Origin of the sequence: Dialister histaminiformans (assembly GCF_900103425.1) — a bacterium.
Classification (GTDB): Bacteria; Bacillota; Negativicutes; order Veillonellales; family Dialisteraceae; genus Allisonella; species Allisonella histaminiformans.
Genome location: NZ_FMXA01000008.1, coordinates 67,845 through 86,929, shown reverse-complemented (window position 1 = coordinate 86,929; position 19,085 = coordinate 67,845). Strand labels below are relative to the sequence as shown.

Sequence of the window (19,085 nt, the reverse complement as noted above, 5' to 3'; positions counted from 1 at the left end):
GCAAGGGATTTGAGACTTTTTTACAACACTTTTTGTCCACCCTCAAAAATCATCTCAGAAAAAATAAATGCCAATGAAGCTCGATAAATACTAGCTCCATTGGCATTAAAAAACACACAAAATGTCCTATAACCCTATTTTCATCGTTTCCTCCAATACAAAAGCACCCACGTCTGTGAGTGCTTAATTTATGCATTAAAACATTCTTTTCTTTTTTCTTCTTCTGTTAGCAAAGCCCAGCGTTTTTCTTTTTCTTTTATAGCTTTATCGATTTCTTCCGGGCTTAGTTTCATGTATTCGTTGATCTTTTCATAATCGAGCGTATCATCTTCACAGATATATGTAAAGTTCTTTTTTTCATTAAACTTTCACCTCTTTAAAATGAATATCGTGTCCCCGTACTAAATCTTTTAATGCCATTAATTGTGCTTCCTCTTCATTATAATATCGATTTTTATACTTAGCAATTCGATAATCGTAAAATTCTTTAGGTATATATTCATTTGAATAATAAAGATATATTTTACCATTGTGGCAACATACAATCCCTATCGAATAATGGTTCCCTACGTTTGCATTAAAATCATTAATACTTGGCGGCCTACTTTCTGGATGATTATGAACTGTTACATATTTATCCGGGTTTTCCCTTATCAATTTAACTAGCTTTTTAGGGTATTCAATCTTTTTAAGAAGTGTTGAATTGGTGATTGAATAGGCTATTTCTCCAGTATTTTTATCAACCCAATACATATCTTCATACAACGTACCACTTCTATGATTAAGAATCTTTTTTGCTATTTGATACAATGTTCTATTCACAGCAGGGTTGTCTGTAATTGTGTCAAATTTTCTCCTATATTCTCCAGAATTAAGGTATGTGTGATTAACTATAGCATTTTTACTTTTCCCATATTGTTCTTGTTCAGTAAAGCTATTGTTCGATAAAGAATCCAGCTCACTCGCATACACCTTCTCATAATGGCATAAGCAGTGTGGGTGTGCCGGGAGTTCCGGAGCCTTATCCTTTGGGAATATTCCAGGACCCATTCCATATAAATCCGCATGAGCATACAGGTCACATATATCCGTCACAGGATGAGCTGTAGATAATTTCCATTGGAAAGCAACACAGTCGGTATCCTCGGCCCATCTTCGAAACACTCCGGCATTCCATGCCCGGGAAGTTTCAGTTCTGGCTATTCGTTCAGCAAAGTATCGTGTTTTTTCATAAGCAGCAACGTGTATTGCCTTGTTGATTTTAGCATCATCCAGCGAATCAATAGCTTTCACCAGTTGTTTGTATGCTGCTTTCATGCCCGGCTTGTTTACTCGCTTAAGATGATTTCTTACCTTGGAAAGCGCCAGCCTGTATAGTTTAGAACCTGTATCCTTTTTAAGTTTTACAATGACAGTTAATTCTGCTATGCATTTAGGAATATCCTGTGTAGGTATTACACCTCCGACAGTATATCCGTTAAATATATCAAGGAATATTTTTTACTCTTCCCCTGCTTTATAGCATCCTGAATTGCCTTGGCGGTCATGGTCTGTACCATAGTAACTGGTAAAGCGGTTGTGCTGCTTCTCCCAGTTCCCTGAAATCAGCAGGCAGCATGTCTATCTCCGGACGTGCTTCCTGCTTTTTGTATTCTTTGCTGTTCCGCATTTGGCAGTTCAATCCTTTCAGGCAATAAAAAAGCACTCGCTATGAGTGCTTAAAATACTAAATCAATCTGTGTACATCAAGTCCAACAATTCTCCGGCAAGTTTTCCTCTCCGAGATAATGGTTTCCCTTCGCATTTTATATTTTCTTCTGCTTCGACACAAAGAACCATGTTGGTAAATCTGTCATATTCACTATCTGTCATATGCATTAAATCTTCTACAGTCTTACCAAATTCTTTTTTAAGAAAAAGGTCTATGCCTTTATTACTCATTTTAGTTTCCTCTTCCTAATCCTTATACATGTTCCGATGGTTCCATCTGTATGCATAACCATTCTAATTCTTTCGTGTTGATACACATACGAATTGATTGTATTCCCATACATAACTAAATCAGCATTTTCCAGTGCTTTTTTGACATCGACAGGTTTTATACATCTATCTAACATTCTAAAATTGGTGTGATCAGATACGCGATTAACCGTAATTTTTGGTGTGGATAATCCTTTTTTACACTTTACCCCAATCAATGTATTTACTGCCAACTCCATGTTAGCATCTAACTCTTTTTGAGTAAAGTGTTTACCAGAGTCGGTTTTTACAGGTTTTCTGCTCTTTTCGGGGTGCCCTCCTACAATCTCTCCGGTTTTCTTGTTAACTATAAAATGTTTACCGGTTTTGGTACTTCTCCACTCATATCCTTCCTTTAGAGGTGGTGCCTTGTCCATGGTAAACGCCCGGGCCAGCTTCCATAATGCCCTTACTCTCCAGTTCATATAGTCTCCATTCCAACAAAAAAGGACCCTCATCAGGCCCTGTGTATAAAATGCGTTATGGCGACGGGTTTGTACGGTGCCCGTCAAAACGTTTAAGGAGGTCAATCACGAGATTCCGCATTCCCGTTCATTCCCCAATACCATTTTAAATTCTTATTTACTCTCATCCATTTGCTTACATCAATTCCCTGTTTCGTCATTATCATCATCCTTTCCTTTGACTACCTCGTCAGGTCTGCTGGCTTCAGATTCAACCTGGGTTATACGGTCGGTTAGATCCATAAAGCTTTCATCAATCGCCATAAATCGTTCATTCGATTTTTCCAACGCTACCAGCATAGTATCCAGCTTGGTTTTCATCCTCGTAAGGCGCTCTATGAGCTGTAAAATCAGCCTGTCGTCATGTGAAATCTGTTCCATGCATCGCTCCTTTCCTCATAATAAAAGCACCTGAGCTGTTCTCAAGTGCTTGAACTTAATGCTTTTCACTTTTAAATGGTGCATCATGATAAATTGCTAATATGTATGCTAATACTTCGTCTGAATTAGTTGCCTATCTTTTTTCAATTGCATCAGCTAATTCCTGCCTTTGCTCATCAGTTTTAAGACAGATTTTGGCCGTTAGCAAAAAGTCATGGTTATCCCATATTTTGCAAAGGATTCCTTTTAACTTTTCCCACGACATAGCCACCACCTCACTTCGGCTGTATTCTATCAATAAATTTGTAAGTCACTATACATCCCTCTGTCTCTCTGAGAAAACTCTGCCCTGCTCCCCATTTAATTTGACTGGAACAAACGTTTTGTATAAAATTACATGTAGATTTAAAAACAGTCTTAATATATGAGGGAGGTTCCAATTGTCCGAATCTAACCATTTTTATATACGAGATTTTACCAAACATAGAAATCTGGACGGATTATCCGATAAGAGTTTGGAGACTCTGGCGGATTCTAAGGCGGAAAGTACCATTGATTCCTACGAATCAGACTGGAATGATTTCTGTGATTGGTGTCGCTATCACAAACAGAGCGCATTTCCAGCCTCGGCAGAGACGGTAGTCAACTATATTAACGATCTGGCTGACTATGCTAAAGCATCCACTATACGCAGAAGAATAAGTGCCATTTCTGAAAATTATAATGCAGCCGGACCAGATTATAAAAACCCCTGCCGGGAATGGATTGTAAAGGAAGCCTTGGTGGGGTTAAGCCGCAAAAAGGGTATTGCACAAAAAGGCAAAACCCCTATATATTGGGAAGATATGGAAAAAATGGTGGAATCCATGGACCTGAAAAATATAACTGAAGTCCGGGATAAGGCGATTCTTCTCATGGGATTTATGGGTGCATTTCGCAGAAGTGAACTGGTCGGCCTGGATGTTGAAGATCTTTCCTTTTTCCCCCAGGGGATGATTGTATCCATCCGTCAATCTAAGACTGACCAGATGGGCCAGGGACAGCAGCTGGGTATCCCCTATCTGGAAGACAAGCATATGTGTGCTGTCCTGGCTGTAAAAGAATGGATTTCCAAAGCCGAACTTTCCACAGGACCACTTTTCCGCAGAATACTGAAATCCGGAGTTCCTGCAACGAACAGATTGAGCGACAAGACAGTTAATCTGATTGTAAAGAAATATGCCCGGCGTATTGGTCTGCAAGAAGATCTCTATGGTGCGCATAGCCTTCGTCATGGATTTGCCACCTATGCGGCCTTACACGGTGTGGAAGAACGAATTATTATGAAACAAACCCGTCACCGCTCTGTGGAAATGGTACGCCACTATATAAATGAAGCCAATCTGTTCATTAACAATCCAATTTCCATGATATTTAATAAAAAGGACAGATAATAAAACCCCTCTGAAGATATGAACAAACCATATCTTCAGAGGGGTTTACCCTATCTGCTTTACTTCCGGGGAATCAGAATGGATTGCCCCGGAGTGATAGTTCCGGGATTAGATATGTGATTTATTTCCTGCAGTTCAAAAACATAAGCACGAATATCCGTTTCTTCCGATACGTTTCTGGATGCAATGGACCAGAGAGTATCTCCTGGCTGCACATTAACAGACTGGTACCGCTCAGTGTTCAGTAAACCGTCTGCATTCACAGCAAAACCGGCAAAAGCGAGTAATATAGTAAATAAACAAAGCATTTTAACTTTGGAATATAAGCGTCCCATAATGTTCCCTCTTTTCGTTCGAGCACCGAACAACAATTCTCAGAACAAGCGTTCTTTTGACGTCTTTATTGTATCAAAGAACGATTGTTCGGTCAAGGCAAAAGGCGAACAAATTTTCCTGAACATATTTTTCGTGAACGATTGTTTGCACTTTCAAATTCCATCTTTTATAATGAAATAAGAATAACTACGGAATAATGTCGATAAAATGCCTTTTTTCACAGGGTATACCCTTCAATGTCCACTGAAAGGAAGATTAACGTGTCAAACAATAAATCAGTAAGCAAGCGTTCACTTACAACAAGAGAACAGGCTATATTAGATTGCATTAAAAATAAAATCAGAGAAAATGGATTCCCTCCAACCGTTCGTGAAATATGCAACGAAGTCGGTCTTCGTTCTACCTCCACGGTACATGGCTACCTGGCCAGGCTGGAAGAGCTTGGAGTAATAAAGCGTGATCCATCCAGTTCCCGTGCCATTGAGGTAACGGAGGATATGTCCTGGAGGAAAAAGAAAATCGTACCTACCCCTATTGTGGGATCGGTACGCGCAGGAGAACCTGTCCTGGCAGATGAACGTATAGAAACAGTTCTCCCCCTCCCGGCGGAACTGATTGGCAATCAGGTGTCATTCATTCTCACCGTGAGAGGCGACAGCATGATTAATGCGGGAATTCACGAAGGGGATCTTCTCATTGTGGCTCAGCAGAATACCGCAATAAATGGCGACATTGTAGTCGCACTGGTAGATGGAGAAGATGCCACAGTAAAACGTTTCTATAAGGAAGCGGATTATGTACGTCTCCAACCTGAAAATGATGCCTATGAACCTATTCTCACCAAGAATGTTCAGATTCTCGGCAAGGTCGTTGGTCTGTACCGCCACTACAATTAAAATCTGGTATTTTCACTGACATCCTGGATATACCTTCATGCAGGAACCCATATAAAAAGGCAATACCCGTTGATAATCCATTATTGGATATATCAGCGGGTATTGCCTTTTGTCTTTTCTTACTAAGGATGTACAGGAACCTATCCTTTGTAAGCCTTATGCGTCCAGGAGTCCGTAATTAACCAGGAGACTGCGTACAAAGGCGGTTTCTTCTTCGTTAGCATCTACCATAGGCAGACGGAAAGCTCCGCCCGGAAGTCCGAGAAGGTTCATTGCCGTCTTAACCGGAATCGGGCTAGTGATAAAGAACAGTCCGGTCATTATCGGGAACATCTTAATATGAAGCTGCTGTGCCTTCTTTACATCGCCATGCTGATAAGCATCAATCATAGCCAGCATATCATCACCTACTACATGGCTGGCCACACTGATTACTCCATCACCGCCTACTGACATAATCGGAAGGGTAATGGAATCATCGCCGCTGTAAATCAGGAAATCATCCGGAAGGATTCTGCGTTCTTCAGATACCTGTTCCAGATTGCCAGTTGCGTCCTTAACACCAATTACATTTGGACATTCATCGACTACTCTCTTAAGTGTAGCCGGCTTAATGTCGGAACGGGTACGTCCCGGAACGTTGTATACCATAATCGGTACGTCAGGTAATGCATGTGCAATAGTTGTGAAATGGCGATACAGCCCTTCCTGAGTAGGCTTTACATAGAATGGACAGATGACAAGTACTGCATCTACTCCTGTTTCTGCAACCTGCTTTGTAAATTCAATGGTTGCCAACGTATCAATACCACCAGTGTTGGCAATAATCGGCACCTGAGGTCCCAGTTCGCGTACCATAAGCTGATACAGGCGAAGCTTTTCCTCATTGGTCATAGTCGCACCTTCACCAGTGGTTGCGCCTACGAGCAGACCTTCTGAACCATGTTCTACCAGATGTCTGCCAAGAGCTACGGCACCATCATAATTTACTGTTCCATCTTCATTAAATGGAGTAATCATTGCCGTAATGACACGGCCAAGGCTTCTCTTTAAAACGCTCATAATCCTATCTCCTTTTTATAAATCAGAACATTGAATTAGAAATCATATATTCTGCTATCTGCAGTGCATTCAGTGCCGCCCCTTTGCGTATCTGATCCCCGGATACCCAGAGATTAATACCATTTTCCACAGTAAGGTCACGGCGGATACGGCCTACGGCCACATCATTCTTATTGGATGTATCCAATGGCATCGGATATTCCATTTCCGCAGGATTATCTACAAGACAGGTTCCCGGGAACGCGTCCACAGCCTTTTTAACGGACTCTACCGAAACGACTTCTTCTGTTTCGATGTAAATGGATTCCGCGTGACTTCTTAATACCGGTACACGAACAGCGGTTGGCGTAATGGCAATGGAATCATCGTGGAAAATCTTATGCGTTTCATTGACCATCTTCATTTCTTCCTTAGTGTAGTCGTTTTCACGGAATACATCTATCTGAGGAATTACATTAAATGCGATTGGATAGTGTTTCGGAAGAGATGCGCTGGGAAGAATCTTCGGGGTATATTCCTTCCCCTGGCTATAGGCTTCACATTCATTCAGCAGTTCATCAATGCCATCCTTACCCGCCCCGGATACAGCCTGATAGGTGGAAACGATAATCCGCTTAATTCGTGAAATATCGTAAATCGGTTTCAGAGCCATAAGCATGATGATAGTGGAGCAGTTTGGGTTGGCTATAATCCCGTGATGCCATGCTATGTCTTCCGGATTGATTTCCGGTACTACCAGAGGAACCAGCGGATCCATACGGAATGAGCTGGAATTATCGATGACTACAGCCCCGCGTTTTACTGCTTCAGGAGCCAGCACCTTGCTTATGCTTCCGCCGGCAAACAAAGCAATATCTATCCCTTCAAAAGATTCCGGACGTGCTTCTTCTACGGTATATTCCTTCCCGCATACCATGAGCTTCTTACCTGCTGAACGGGCAGAGGCCAGAAGCTTCAGCTGATGAAACGGGAAATTTCTTTCTTCAATCAGACGAATAAATTCCTGTCCTACAGCGCCGGTTGCACCGAGGATTGCGATATTCGGATTTCTGGAAGTTGTCATAATATTTCCTCACTCTAAATAATTTTCCAGACCATAGGTAAGTCCCGGATGGTCAGATACTTTACGGACAGCTAAGATGACACCAGGCATAAAGGACTGTCTGTTCAAAGAATCATGACGGAGAGTAAGGGTTTCACCATATCCGCCAAAGAGCACTTCCTGATGTGCCACATAGCCTGGCAGTCTTACACTGTGAATAGTGACACCCTCGTATTTTCCGCCTCTTACACCGGGAAGGCTTTCTCTGGTCATATCTTCTGCAGGAGCCGTCTGGCGGGCTCTGGCAATCTTTTCTGCTGTCAGTTTAGCGGTTCCAGATGGAGCATCATACTTATGATTGTGATGCAGTTCAATAATTTCTACATCCGGCATATATCTTGCGATTTCTTCGGAAACCTTCATAAGCAGAACGGCCCCCATGCAGAAGTTAGGAGCAATCAGGATATGACTTCCTGTCTTAGCCGCCATTTCGGACAGTTCCTCTCTCTGTTCTGCCGTAAGGCCTGTGGTGCCGATAACCATATGTACACCTTTGGAAACGACTTTTCTGGCATTTTCAAAAATAACTGATGGGTTGGTGAAATCAACGACCACATCTACCTTGGCATTTGCCAGTCCGGTTTCCAGATCCGGAGCTATGGTTATCCCCAGGTTGCCAAGACCGGTAACCTGGCCTACATCTTCTCCTGCATGTCCAGGATCTACTGCGGCAACAACGGTCATATCTTTTTCGGCATGTACCGCGCGAACTACTTCACTGCCCATACGACCGCCTGCACCATTGACTAAAACATTAATCATGATATTCCTCCTTGTATTTTTATATTCACTTTTTTCTATTATACAACATCAGTTCAGGTGTTGCTTAACAGTTTTTCTAATTCTGCTGCTGAATTCAGCGCCGCTTTGGAGGTACTGTCCCCTGAAATGATATGTGCCACATCTGCCAGATGTTCCTCATGATTTCTCCGGGTGGCCCTGGTAATCGTTCTTCCGTTAAGAACCTCTTTCTGAATGTGGTAATACTGTGTACCTATGCTGGCTGTCTGTGGCAGATGAGTAATACAAAGGACCTGCACAGATTCTCCCAGTTTCTTAATCTGTCTGGCTACCTGAAGCGCAGCCTGCCCTGAGATTCCCGTATCTATTTCATCAAAGACCAGAGTTCGGGAACGGAAAAGCGGAGCTGTAATCACTTCAATAGCCAGGGCTATTCTTGAAATTTCCCCACCAGACGCGGTTTTTCGAAGAGGAAGAAGTTCTTCGCCCACATTAGCTGAAAAGTAGAATTCCATTTCTCTGGCACCGGAAGCGACAGGAACATCGGAAGGCACCAGATGAAGTTCCAGAGAGGCTCCGGGCATTCCCATGATATGCAGGGCGTCCATCAGTCGCTCACAGAACTTTCTGCCAGCCTTTACTCTCTGCTGGTAAAGCCTGTTCATAGCCTCCATGACTTCAAGAGTCTGCTGTTTGAACTTTTCCTGAAGCTTATCATTTTCATACACTACCGTATGCAGTTTTTCGTATTCCGTTTCCGCTGATTTCAGATAGGAAAGAACGTCATCCAGCGTTGGTCCGTATTTTCGTTTCAGATCATTGAGCAGCTCATCTCTGGACTGCAGATTGTTGAGTTCTTCTTCCGAATACTCCTGTGAATCCTGATAAGACTGCAGATTAGAAGCCGCCTCCTGCAGCGTGTAGTACGCATTCTGCATAGACTCCATTACCGGCTGCAGGTTTTCATCATACCCGGAAACTGATTCTAATTGTTCTACCGCCTCAGCCAGTCTATCATTGACTCCTTCTTCTTCTGTAAGAAGATTAACGGTCTTTCCCAGCTTTTCATGAATCTTTTCCTGGTTTTCCAGTCGTTCCAGATTACGGCTTATTTCGTCATCTTCCCCTGCATGAACAGCCGCATCCGAAATCTGCTGAATTTCCCACTGAAGAATATCCAGTCTTCGTTCATGTTCCTGTTTCTTCTCCTGGAATTCCTCCAGCTGTTTTTTTACAGCCGCCCAGGAAGCATAAGCCTGATGGTAAGACTCCCAGAGCTGGCGGCCCTGGTCCGACGTACTGTCAATCATTTCCCGGCACGAATCAGAAGAAAGCAATCCCAGGTTATCATTCTGTTCATGCAGAATAACCAGCTGCTCTCCTAACGTCTGAATCTGTTTTAAAGTACAGAAGGACCCATTAATCGTACAGGTGCCCCTTCCTTTCCGTGTCATTTTACGGGAAATAACCAGTTGCTCATCATCCGCATCAATTCCCATGGATTCCACCAGGGAACGTATATGGGAATCCATGCTGAATATACCTTCTACACGAAAGCTGTCCGCACCGTTTCGAATCATATGGATGGAGGCACGACGTCCTAAAAGGACTGCCAGCGCGTCAAACACAATGGATTTCCCTGCCCCGGTTTCCCCGGTAAACACAGTAACTCCCTTTGTAAAATCGATGACCGAATCATCAATTATTGCGAAATTAACTATATTGAGACTCTGGAGCATTTCCCCTCCCCAAATGATAAAACAACCAGTACGGCATCCTTCAGAATAAACAGCCTTTTTCTCTGAAAAACAGCCACCTGGCCGTTCACTTCCAGGTGGCTGTTTCGATGGATTCCTGAAAAATCAGATATATCCTGGCAATATGACCTTGTCATATATTAAAATTAAAAGCTTTCATTCAGGAATTTTACAAAATCATCGTAATCGGACGCATGACGAAGAATAATGAGTATGGTATCATCTCCGGCAATGGTTCCCATTTTATTTTTAAATTCCGCATGGTCAAGCAGAGAAGCAACGGAATTTGCCGCTCCTGGCAGAGTCTGAATTACAACCAGATTTCCGGTATGATCTATATGGGTAACCGATTCCTGAAACATGATGGACGCATGACTTCTTGGAATGGATTTGATTTTTTCCGCATTGGCAGCATAGCGATATTTGCCATCTTTATAAGGAATCTTGACCAGACGGAGTTCCTTAATATCCCTTGAAACAGTAGCCTGCGTTACATTGATGCCTTCTTTTCTCAAGGCTTCCGCCAGTTCTTCCTGGGTTTCAATGACCTGATTCTGAATGATTTCCTTAATTTTCATTATTCTAGAACGTTTCATGCTGCCCTCCAAAAACTACTTACTCATTCTTTGCATACTGTGCAAATTTCCTGGTTAACATCCTGTAAAAATCCTGATCCCTGAAACGGATAAATCTGATTTTCTGCTTACGTCCTCTGACTATCAGTTTGTCTTCCGGTGTCATGGAATAAGAATATGTTCCATCCAGAGAGATGTGTACCTTTTTCTCACGTTCCGGAATGGTTATCTGTACACTTCCCCCTTCCGGAATCAGAAGAGGTGACCGAAGTCCGGTATGAGTACATACCGGAACAACCAGAATTTCCCTTGAATCCGCCGGAAGGACCGGACCTCCACAGGATAGTGAATAACTGGTCGAACCGGTTGCCGACGATACGATGACTCCATCTGCTGCGTACGTCTGTATAAACAGGTCGTTGATTGATAAGTTGAGCCGGACCATTTTACCTATTTCATTATGTCCCACTACAATATCATTTAACGCCAGAGGAAGGGACTGACGGGTCCCATCGGTATGGACAAGCTCGGCCTCCAGAAAGATTCTGTCCTCAATCAGATAATTTCCGGTATACAGGTCATGAATCCTCTGTTCCAGTTCATCCTGAGAGATAAGATTAAGAAATCCGAAATCCCCCATATGTATTCCCACCTGAAGGACCTCATATTCTGCCATGGTACAGGCCAGTGACAGGTATGTCCCATCACCCCCGATAGAGATGACACATGACGCATTGTTTCCAATCCAATTCAGTGAACGATACTGTTCCGGTTTCAGAAAAAGTCCATGTTTTTCAGCACTTTCCCGGTAATAATCCGGGAAAACGCAGGTAATATGCATAGATGCAAAGATGTCTTCTAATCTTTTAAATAAAGTGTAAAATTCTTTTTTTCCCAGATTTGGAAAAACAGCAAAAATCATATACTCACCCCTTCAGGTTGGTATGTGCCAATGTGACAAGATCATGTATCTGTTCAGCCGTATACGGAACCTGTTCTTCCCCTTCCACTGCACGCTGGATATACGCAAGGAACTCAATATTGCCCTGTCCCCCTTTAATAGGTGAATAGGTTAATCCTTTAATGGAAAAACCTTCCCTGGCAAATTCATGTATTACCTTGCTAATGACCTCTTCATGAACCAGGGGATCTCGGACAATGCCTCCTTTGCCGACTTTTTCTTTCCCGGCTTCAAACTGAGGCTTTATGAGAATAACCAGACTTCCATAATCCTTTAATACGGATTTAACCGCCGGAATGATTTTTAATACAGAAATGAAAGAGATATCTGTGGCAATAAAATCCACCTTTTCTTTGAGAACATTCAGAGTAACGCCTTTGATGTTCATCTTCTCCATATTAACAACTTTTGCATTATTTCTCAATCTCCAATCCAGCTGATTGTACCCTACATCAATGGCAAATACCTTTTTGGCTCCGTGTTTTAACGCACAATCAGTGAATCCTCCGGTAGATGCTCCGAAGTCGGCCATAACCTTATCATGCAGGTCAATTCCAAATGTCTTAATGGCCTTTTCCAGCTTAAAACCGCCACGGCCAACATAGGGCATGACCTTCCCTTTTAAGCGGATTTCCGCTTTTACCGGCACTTTTGTCCCTGCCTTATCAACCGGTACATTATCTACCAGAACGATGCCTGCCATGATGTGCCGTTTGGCATTTTCCCTGCTGTCAAAAAAACCTCTTTCCACCAATAAGACGTCAAGACGTTCCTTTTTCTTCGGCTTGGTATGTTCTTTCTTTTTTTCGTCCGTATTCTTTGCTGTATTTGCTGTAAATGAATAAATATCCAACATTACTGTACCTTTATTTCTTTCTGTTTAATATATATGGAATCAGTCCCTGCAAGGCCCATGCCTTTTCACCAAATATATTAAGCGCTTCTACGGCCGCGGAAGCTTCCTTTTCCGCCATCTGCCTTGCGCCATCAATGCCCAGCTCAGAGACATATGTGGATTTATCAAGTTTTTCGTCCTGCCCTGCCTTCTTGCCCATGGTTTCCAGTGAACTGGTGGCATCCAGCAGGTCATCTGTAATCTGGAACAGCAGCCCCAGGTGAACGCTGAAGCTGTGCAGGGCATCATATTCTGTCTTTTCGCAATCTGCCAGGACAGATGCCATATCCACAGGGGACGTGAGCATACATCCGGTTTTACAGGAATCCATGAATTTAAGTTCTTCCACAGTCTGTTTTCTGTTTTCAGACTCTATGTCCTGCGCCTGACCTCCCACCATACCGGAGGGGCCCGCGGCTTTCGCGAGAATATAGACCAGCCGGCTCTGCTTAATCGGGGAAATCTGTGAACCAGAGGTGAGAAGTTCAAACGCGTACGTTAACAGGCCATCTCCGGCCAGAGTCGCCATGGCCGGTCCAAATACCTTATGATTGGTTAAACGGCCGCGACGATAATCATCATTATCCATACAGGGAAGATCATCATGAATGAGCGAATAGGTATGTATACATTCAATGGCGCAGGCAATATCCAGATAGAGGGAAGAGTTGACCCCCAGCATATCCAGAACCAGGAGAAACAGAGTCGGACGAATCCGCTTGCCTCCAGCAAGGAGACTGTAGTTCATTGCCTGATACAGCGTATGATGGCTCGGGGAATCTGAAACAAGAAGAGCGGACAAATGTTCGTTAATTATTTTCTGTTTTTCCTTCAATACATTCTGTACATTCATTTTGTTTTTCTTCCTTTCCCGTATCAGCCAGTCTGGAAACTTCTTCGGTCAGAATGGTAATATCATTTTCTGCTTTCTGAAGCAAATGGTAACAGTTCTTTGCCGCTTCCGTTCCCTGACGGAAGTGCGCAATTAATTCATCCAGCGGGAGATTTCCTTTTTCCATAAGGGAAACCTCGGCTTCCAGCTGTTTCAGTTCTTCTTCAAATGTTCTTGTCTTTCCCATGATTATCCTCGTGTGACATATGATTAATCAACGCTATATTACCATGCAGAAGTTTTTCTGAAATAGCAATCTTTCTTGCGTCAATAGCCTTATGCAGCGATACATATAACTGCATATACCGATGCTGAACATACCGTCCCTGTTCAGTAAGACGGACCTGTATCTCCGGAGAGGTAAGCCTTTGTTCCACCGCATTAAGGGAAATGGCTGCTTTTTCCAGAGAACCGGCAGCGGCATCCGCCATACGATGCATAAGACGGACAATTTCCTCTTGCACGCTCTGTTTTTCCGGTATGCATAATTCAGCCGCCTGTGTCGGAGTGGAAGCCCGTACATCCGCTGTCAGATCAGCCAGTGTGACATCTGTTTCATGTCCTACCGCAGATACTACAGGAATAGAAGATTCATGTATGGCTTCCAGCAGTTCCGCATCATTGAAAGGCTGCAGGTCTTCCTCCGCCCCACCGCCGCGGGCAAGAATCAGAATATCCGGAGGGCTGGACATAGTCTGCGCTTCCCGGATACGGCTGGCCATATCCTGTGATGCCTCTTCTCCCTGTACACGACAGCCCAGTACAGTGTATCTTATGGAATCATTTCGCATTCTGCCGGTCTTTATGATATCATGCCAGACTGCGCCGGTGGAGGAAGCAATGATTCCGATTTGTTCCGGAAACGAAGGTAGTAACTTTTTGTGTAATGGGGAAAAGTACCCCTTCTTTTCCAGCTGTTCATAGAGAATCCTTGCCTTTTCAGTCATTTCGCTTGTACGGATTCCGGTAATCCTGTCCACATATAGAGAGGCATATCCTCTTCTGGCACTGTAAATAAAAGTCCCTGAGCAGGTGGCTTCACAGCCATTATATAACCTGCGTGTCAAAAATGTACGCCTTTCAGGTGATATGACGCAGAAAATCCGTCCCTTACTGTCCATAAGAGAAAAATAAACGCGTCCTGAACTGTGTATTCTCAGATTGCTTACCGTACCGGAGACAGCCAGGTTGTGAAGGGTATAATCCTTATTAAACAGATGGGATATCCATTCATTGCACTCACTGACTGTTACCTTTTTCATGGCTGTACCTCATGAATGCTCCAAAAGCATTTCCTGATGCGTTATCTGAACTGTAGACCGGATCTGCAAAGAGCACAGTAAGCCCTTTCTTCCTGCCAATCTCCATTACTATATGGCGGAGATAAGTATTTGACATAACACCGCCTACCGCAATCATGGTCCGTCCTGATTCAAAAGGATACGAAAGGAGCTCCTTTTTCAGTGCCCTGCCTATAGCCTGAAGGACTCCGGCCGCCACATTTTCAGAAGATTGATTGCCTTCGCGGATACATTTCTGCACAGTGGTCTCTACACCGGAGAAACTGAAGGCATTCTTAACCCGGGCTACCGGGAACTGACAGGGATTATCGGCTCCCTTCGCCAGCACTTCAACATGTTTTCCTGCCGGGAAAGGAAGTCCAAGGGCTACCCCCACCCGGTCAATCAGCTGCCCTGCTGTTATATCCATAGAGGTCATAACATTTTTAAAATGCATGTTTTCTGCTTCCCAGGTCACAGACAGCACATCCTGAGTACCACCGGAGAGATGCATCATATAAAATGGTATATTCCAGATTTCCGGCCGGTTCCGCATGGCCGCCATCGCATGATTTTCCTGATGGCTGAACAGGTAAAGCGGAACATGCAGGGTCTGAGAAAGCATTTCCCCTGCGCCTTTTCCAACAAGAAAGGCGGGCATATAGGAATCCGCCCGCCTTCTTGGAAATGCGGACACTCCTATCCCGCTGATGGAGTGAATCTCATTTCCAATCTTATGAAATAATTCTGGAAGATTACGTACATGCTGATACACCATTTCAGATTGAGAAAGACCCCGATGGCCCTGCTTAACCTTAAGAACTGTTCGTTCTTCAGCTACCAGCCCCTGCTGACTGTCATAAACAGCCACAGACGTTGTGTAGCAACTTGTATCGATACCAATAAATCTAGCCATTATTTTTCTTTAAAGATTTTGTCCAAAATGCCATTAATAAAACGATAGGAACGATCACCGCCATAGGTTTTAGCCAGTTTGACCGCTTCGTTAATTACTATTGCACAGTCCGGCTTCTCATCAGCCGCCGGGAACTTAAATTCTGCAATAGCCAGACGGAGAATATTCTTATCTACTTTATTTAACTGATCCAGCGACCAGTTCTTTTTCAGATGCGATGAAATCAAAGCATCAATTGCCTCACGATTGGCAATTACACTCTTTATGATCCCTTCTGCATAAGCAGAAGATTCTTCATCGTCCGGTTTATAGCGGCTGGAAGCAAAGGCTTCTGCCCCTTCCGGATTGATTTCCTTTGCATACAGATACTTTAATACATAAGCTCTTGCATCGGTTCGTGTCATTACTACCATTTACCTCGTTACTATTCTGATATTCCGGTCACAATTACATTGACAAAACAGGGGACATCCCCCAGATGAATCCGAATCAGTTTCTTTATTTTATCCTGCAGTGCACAGGCGGACGCATACACAGCGGCGTTGTCAGTAAGGACAACCGATATGTCGGCTACCACTCCATTATCATCAGTATGAAGGGATACTCCCTGATGCACACTCTTACCAAATGCATGGGTAATTCCGGAAACAAAACGCTGAATTCCCTTCCCTGTCAATGCATGAACCAATGGATCGGATAACAGCATGGTTTCAATTTCATTCACAAGCTTTTCCTGCACATGTTCCAAATCACTATTTTTGACAATTTTATCGGCCAACGTTATCGCCTGCCTTTTCGTTATCAAATATAATGCCCTGTACGTAAATGTTTACGGTTTCAACAGGTACATTCGTCTCTTTGTGAACTTCTTCCTTTACCTTATGCTGCACAGTAAGTGCCAGATCAGGAATTCTGACTCCATGTTTAACAAGGATATAAAGATTGATGGAAGCCCCTGCTTCATTCACAGATACATGCACCCCGTTAGTGCATTCCATGCCAATGGCCTGGGAAATGGTATCTGATAAATCAGAATCCATTCCAATCACGCCTGGAACGGACAAAGCAATACGTCCCGCGATTTTAGCAATCACATGCGCAGCTATCCTTACCGTGCCTGATGAATTGGTTATTTCAGCAACTTCCACCAGTCTCACCCCCATTAAAAATCAGTAAAGCCGGTTATTACTTAGCTCTTTCGAGATATTCACCGGAACGAGTATCGATACGGAGGACATCCCCTTCGTTTACAAACAGCGGTACTCTTACAATGTAGCCGGTTTCAACCTTAGCTGGCTTAGATGCGCCGGTAGCTGTGTTTCCGCGGATACCAGGTTCAGTTTCAATAACTTCCAGTTCAACAGAGTTCGGGAGTTCTACACCGATTACAGAACCGTTGAAGAACAGCACGGATACTTCCATTTCAGCCTTCAGGAAGTTCAGCTTTTCACCCAGCTGTTCCTTGGTCAGCATGATCTGATCATAGGTTTCAACATCCATGAAGTAGTAGGAGCCATCGGATTCATACAGATACTGCATGGTCTTGCGTTCAACCTGTGCTGCCGGGAACTTAACACCTGCATTGAATGTACGTTCAATTACGGAGCCGGTCTGAAGATTTCTGAGCTTGCTTCTTACGAAAGCGGCACCCTTACCTGGTTTTACATGCTGGAATTCAATAACCTGCCATACATTGCCATCAATTTCAATTGTTACACCTGGGCGAAAATCATTACTGGAAATCATTATACTTCATCCTCCTAAATCATACTTTTATAAAGTTCTTGGGAAATCCGGTTAAAATATCAATACCGTTTTCCTTTATGGCAACCGTATCTTCAATACGGACTCCACCTACATTGGGAATATATACCCCTGGTTCTACCGTTTCTGTCATACCGGGAACAAGGATTGTCTCATCCCGTGGTGACAAAACAGGGGTTTCATGTATCTCAAGTCCTACGCTATGTCCAAGGGAATGCGTGAAATACTGATCCAAATCACATGATTTCAGATATTCTCTGGCTTTAGCATCCACATCACAGGCCTTTAAGCCTGCACGAAGCATGCGTTCAACAGTCAGATTGCACTCAAGCACGCTGTCATAGATATAACGCAGCCGGTCTGAAATGGTACCCACAGCTACGGTTCGGGTAATATCCGAATGGTAGCCCCTGTATATGGCACCAAAATCAAAGGTAATCAGTTCTCCCTCCTGCACCACTTTATCTGTCGCGATACCATGGGGCATGGATGATCTGACTCCGGAAGCCACTATGGTCTCAAAAGACCTTCCTTCCGATCCGGCTTCCAACATTGCGCATTCCAGAATCCTTCTTAACTCGTTTTCTGTCTTTCCCGCTTTAATATAAGGAAGTGTCTTCCGAAATCCTTCGTCGGATATACGGCATGCTTCGGCTATATTCCGAAGTTCCTCTTCCGTCTTTATCTGGCGCAGAACGTCTGGCGTAACAACCAGAAATTCCTTATCCGGCATAGCATCATCGAGCCTGAGATACAGGCCGTAGGTCATTCCCTTCTCTACACCAAGGCGTCTGACCTGATGCGCATCAGCCAGTTTCTTCACCACGTCCGCCAGCTTGCCTTTATGATTAACAACCTGCATGCCCTGAGCTTCGGCCTCAGCCTGCTCAGTATACCGGCTGTCTGTAATCAGATAGGAAACATCCCCTGTAAGTAGAAGATAGCTGTCAGATCCGGTAAATCCGCTGATGTAACGGTAATTTTCGTCTTTACACACCAGAACAGCATCTACGTTGTTCTGTTTAAGGAAATCCTTAATCTTTTCCTGTTTAATCAATATAAACACCACTTTTCATCTTTTATAATGATACAAGATAAGGTATGTTTTGTCCATGTCCACCTTATTTTGTTTACTAATAAATTTTATACAGGTGGCATTATTATCATGAAAATCTTTCAGCCTGAAGGAATTTACTCCTGAAAAAAGCTTCAACACAGTCACCGGATTACGGAATGACCGCGTTGAAGCTTTTTGATAGCTGTTTTGAGGAAATCTTCTGCCATGGCCGGAAATGTGCCATAAACGGATTTCCGGAATATCCTGTAAAGAATTAGTGGTTAACTCTTTCCTTCAGCTGCTTGCTTGGACGGAATGCTGGAGCCTTGGAAGCAGGAATCTGAATTGTTTCCTGGTTAGACGGATTGTGACCTGTTCTTGCTGCGCGCTGACGAACTTCAAATGTGCCAAATCCAATGAGAGCAACCTTGTCTCCCTGTTCGAGAGATTCGCTGATAACGTCGAGGACTGCCTTTACTGCCTTTTCAGCGTCCTTTTTGGTCATTTTAGCTTCTTCAGCAACTGCTGCAATCAATTCTGTCTTATTCATAGTA

At 43.5% G+C, this 19,085-nt stretch carries 24 protein-coding genes; 2 read left to right on the top strand and 22 right to left on the bottom strand.

Annotated elements, in window-relative coordinates:
- Positions 1-360 precede the first annotated feature (360 nt).
- The 4 genes from BLQ79_RS04085 to BLQ79_RS04070 all read right to left on the bottom strand — a co-directional run bounded on the left by BLQ79_RS04085 (position 361) and on the right by BLQ79_RS04070 (position 2,864).
- Entirely contained in the window at positions 361-1,317 is a 957-nt protein-coding gene (locus BLQ79_RS04085) for a structural protein (RefSeq protein ID WP_091364137.1), read from the bottom strand.
- Between the two features lie 414 nt (positions 1,318-1,731).
- A complete protein-coding gene (locus BLQ79_RS04080; RefSeq protein ID WP_091364135.1) occupies positions 1,732-1,941 on the bottom strand; it encodes a hypothetical protein in 210 nt (69 codons plus the stop codon).
- Positions 1,938-2,444: a hypothetical protein gene (locus BLQ79_RS04075; protein WP_091364133.1), complete on the bottom strand. Its 507-nt coding sequence runs from the start codon at positions 2,442-2,444 to the stop codon at positions 1,938-1,940. Before BLQ79_RS04075 ends, BLQ79_RS04080 begins: the two co-directional genes overlap by 4 nt.
- 180 nt (positions 2,445-2,624) lie before the next feature.
- Positions 2,625-2,864 (bottom strand): hypothetical protein, encoded by a 240-nt coding sequence (locus BLQ79_RS04070; protein WP_091364130.1) that lies wholly within the window; start codon positions 2,862-2,864, stop codon positions 2,625-2,627.
- Between the two features lie 440 nt (positions 2,865-3,304).
- Here BLQ79_RS04070 and BLQ79_RS04065 point away from each other — a divergent pair, with 440 nt between their 5' ends.
- Positions 3,305-4,297, top strand: coding sequence for a site-specific integrase (locus BLQ79_RS04065; protein WP_091364128.1), 993 nt, complete (start codon positions 3,305-3,307; stop codon positions 4,295-4,297).
- A gap of 59 nt (positions 4,298-4,356) precedes the next feature.
- On the opposite strand, the gene BLQ79_RS04060 is transcribed toward BLQ79_RS04065, so the two are convergent.
- Positions 4,357-4,632, bottom strand: a complete 276-nt coding sequence (locus tag BLQ79_RS04060; RefSeq protein ID WP_091364126.1) for a LysM peptidoglycan-binding domain-containing protein — start codon at positions 4,630-4,632, stop codon at positions 4,357-4,359.
- 237 nt (positions 4,633-4,869) lie between these two features.
- Here BLQ79_RS04060 and lexA point away from each other — a divergent pair, with 237 nt between their 5' ends.
- A complete protein-coding gene (lexA, locus tag BLQ79_RS04055; RefSeq protein ID WP_091364124.1) occupies positions 4,870-5,529 on the top strand; it encodes a transcriptional repressor LexA in 660 nt (219 codons plus the stop codon).
- 156 nt (positions 5,530-5,685) lie between these two features.
- On the opposite strand, the gene dapA is transcribed toward lexA, so the two are convergent.
- From dapA to BLQ79_RS03970, 17 genes are all read right to left on the bottom strand, one after another.
- Positions 5,686-6,591: a 4-hydroxy-tetrahydrodipicolinate synthase gene (dapA, locus tag BLQ79_RS04050; protein WP_091364122.1), complete on the bottom strand. Its 906-nt coding sequence runs from the start codon at positions 6,589-6,591 to the stop codon at positions 5,686-5,688.
- Between the two features lie 22 nt (positions 6,592-6,613).
- Positions 6,614-7,654, bottom strand: a complete 1,041-nt coding sequence (locus tag BLQ79_RS04045; protein WP_091364120.1) for an aspartate-semialdehyde dehydrogenase — start codon at positions 7,652-7,654, stop codon at positions 6,614-6,616.
- A 9-nt stretch (positions 7,655-7,663) separates the two neighbouring features.
- A complete protein-coding gene (gene dapB, locus BLQ79_RS04040) occupies positions 7,664-8,455 on the bottom strand; it encodes a 4-hydroxy-tetrahydrodipicolinate reductase (RefSeq protein ID WP_091364117.1) in 792 nt (263 codons plus the stop codon).
- 53 nt (positions 8,456-8,508) lie between these two features.
- On the bottom strand, positions 8,509-10,173 hold the full coding sequence (recN, locus tag BLQ79_RS04035) for a DNA repair protein RecN (protein ID WP_091364114.1): 1,665 nt from the start codon (positions 10,171-10,173) through the stop codon (positions 8,509-8,511).
- 164 nt (positions 10,174-10,337) lie between these two features.
- Positions 10,338-10,787 carry an arginine repressor gene (gene argR, locus BLQ79_RS04030; RefSeq protein ID WP_091364112.1) on the bottom strand — a complete coding sequence of 150 codons (450 nt, stop codon included), beginning with the start codon at positions 10,785-10,787 and terminating at the stop codon, positions 10,338-10,340.
- Positions 10,788-10,806: 19 nt separating this feature from the next.
- The gene (locus BLQ79_RS04025; RefSeq protein ID WP_159427838.1) at positions 10,807-11,607 is read right to left on the bottom strand and encodes an NAD(+)/NADH kinase; all 801 of its coding nucleotides are present in this window, start codon (positions 11,605-11,607) and stop codon (positions 10,807-10,809) included.
- A gap of 85 nt (positions 11,608-11,692) precedes the next feature.
- Positions 11,693-12,583 (bottom strand): TlyA family RNA methyltransferase, encoded by an 891-nt coding sequence (locus BLQ79_RS04020; RefSeq protein ID WP_091364109.1) that lies wholly within the window; start codon positions 12,581-12,583, stop codon positions 11,693-11,695.
- A gap of 10 nt (positions 12,584-12,593) precedes the next feature.
- Complete coding sequence (locus tag BLQ79_RS04015; protein ID WP_091364106.1) at positions 12,594-13,475, bottom strand: polyprenyl synthetase family protein; 882 nt, start codon at positions 13,473-13,475, stop codon at positions 12,594-12,596.
- A complete protein-coding gene (gene xseB, locus BLQ79_RS04010) occupies positions 13,432-13,701 on the bottom strand; it encodes an exodeoxyribonuclease VII small subunit (protein ID WP_091364103.1) in 270 nt (89 codons plus the stop codon). The genes BLQ79_RS04015 and xseB overlap by 44 nt, the downstream gene beginning before the upstream one ends.
- The gene (gene xseA, locus BLQ79_RS04005; RefSeq protein WP_091364101.1) at positions 13,679-14,776 is read right to left on the bottom strand and encodes an exodeoxyribonuclease VII large subunit; all 1,098 of its coding nucleotides are present in this window, start codon (positions 14,774-14,776) and stop codon (positions 13,679-13,681) included. The genes xseB and xseA overlap by 23 nt, the downstream gene beginning before the upstream one ends.
- Entirely contained in the window at positions 14,754-15,710 is a 957-nt protein-coding gene (locus tag BLQ79_RS04000; RefSeq protein WP_091364098.1) for a tRNA (adenosine(37)-N6)-threonylcarbamoyltransferase complex transferase subunit TsaD, read from the bottom strand. The genes xseA and BLQ79_RS04000 overlap by 23 nt, the downstream gene beginning before the upstream one ends.
- Positions 15,710-16,114, bottom strand: coding sequence for a transcription antitermination factor NusB (gene nusB / locus BLQ79_RS03995; protein ID WP_091364147.1), 405 nt, complete (start codon positions 16,112-16,114; stop codon positions 15,710-15,712). The genes BLQ79_RS04000 and nusB overlap by 1 nt, the downstream gene beginning before the upstream one ends.
- A 20-nt stretch (positions 16,115-16,134) precedes the next feature.
- Complete coding sequence (locus BLQ79_RS03990; RefSeq protein ID WP_143270071.1) at positions 16,135-16,434, bottom strand: hypothetical protein; 300 nt, start codon at positions 16,432-16,434, stop codon at positions 16,135-16,137.
- Between the two features lie 43 nt (positions 16,435-16,477).
- Positions 16,478-16,858, bottom strand: a complete 381-nt coding sequence (locus BLQ79_RS03985) for an Asp23/Gls24 family envelope stress response protein (protein WP_159427837.1) — start codon at positions 16,856-16,858, stop codon at positions 16,478-16,480.
- Positions 16,859-16,895: 37 nt separating this feature from the next.
- Positions 16,896-17,456 (bottom strand): elongation factor P, encoded by a 561-nt coding sequence (gene efp / locus BLQ79_RS03980; protein WP_091364090.1) that lies wholly within the window; start codon positions 17,454-17,456, stop codon positions 16,896-16,898.
- A 19-nt stretch (positions 17,457-17,475) separates the two neighbouring features.
- Entirely contained in the window at positions 17,476-18,540 is a 1,065-nt protein-coding gene (locus BLQ79_RS03975) for a M24 family metallopeptidase (RefSeq protein ID WP_234944917.1), read from the bottom strand.
- Between the two features lie 265 nt (positions 18,541-18,805).
- Positions 18,806-19,081 (bottom strand): HU family DNA-binding protein, encoded by a 276-nt coding sequence (locus tag BLQ79_RS03970; protein WP_091364086.1) that lies wholly within the window; start codon positions 19,079-19,081, stop codon positions 18,806-18,808.
- Between the last annotated feature and the right edge of the window lie 4 nt (positions 19,082-19,085).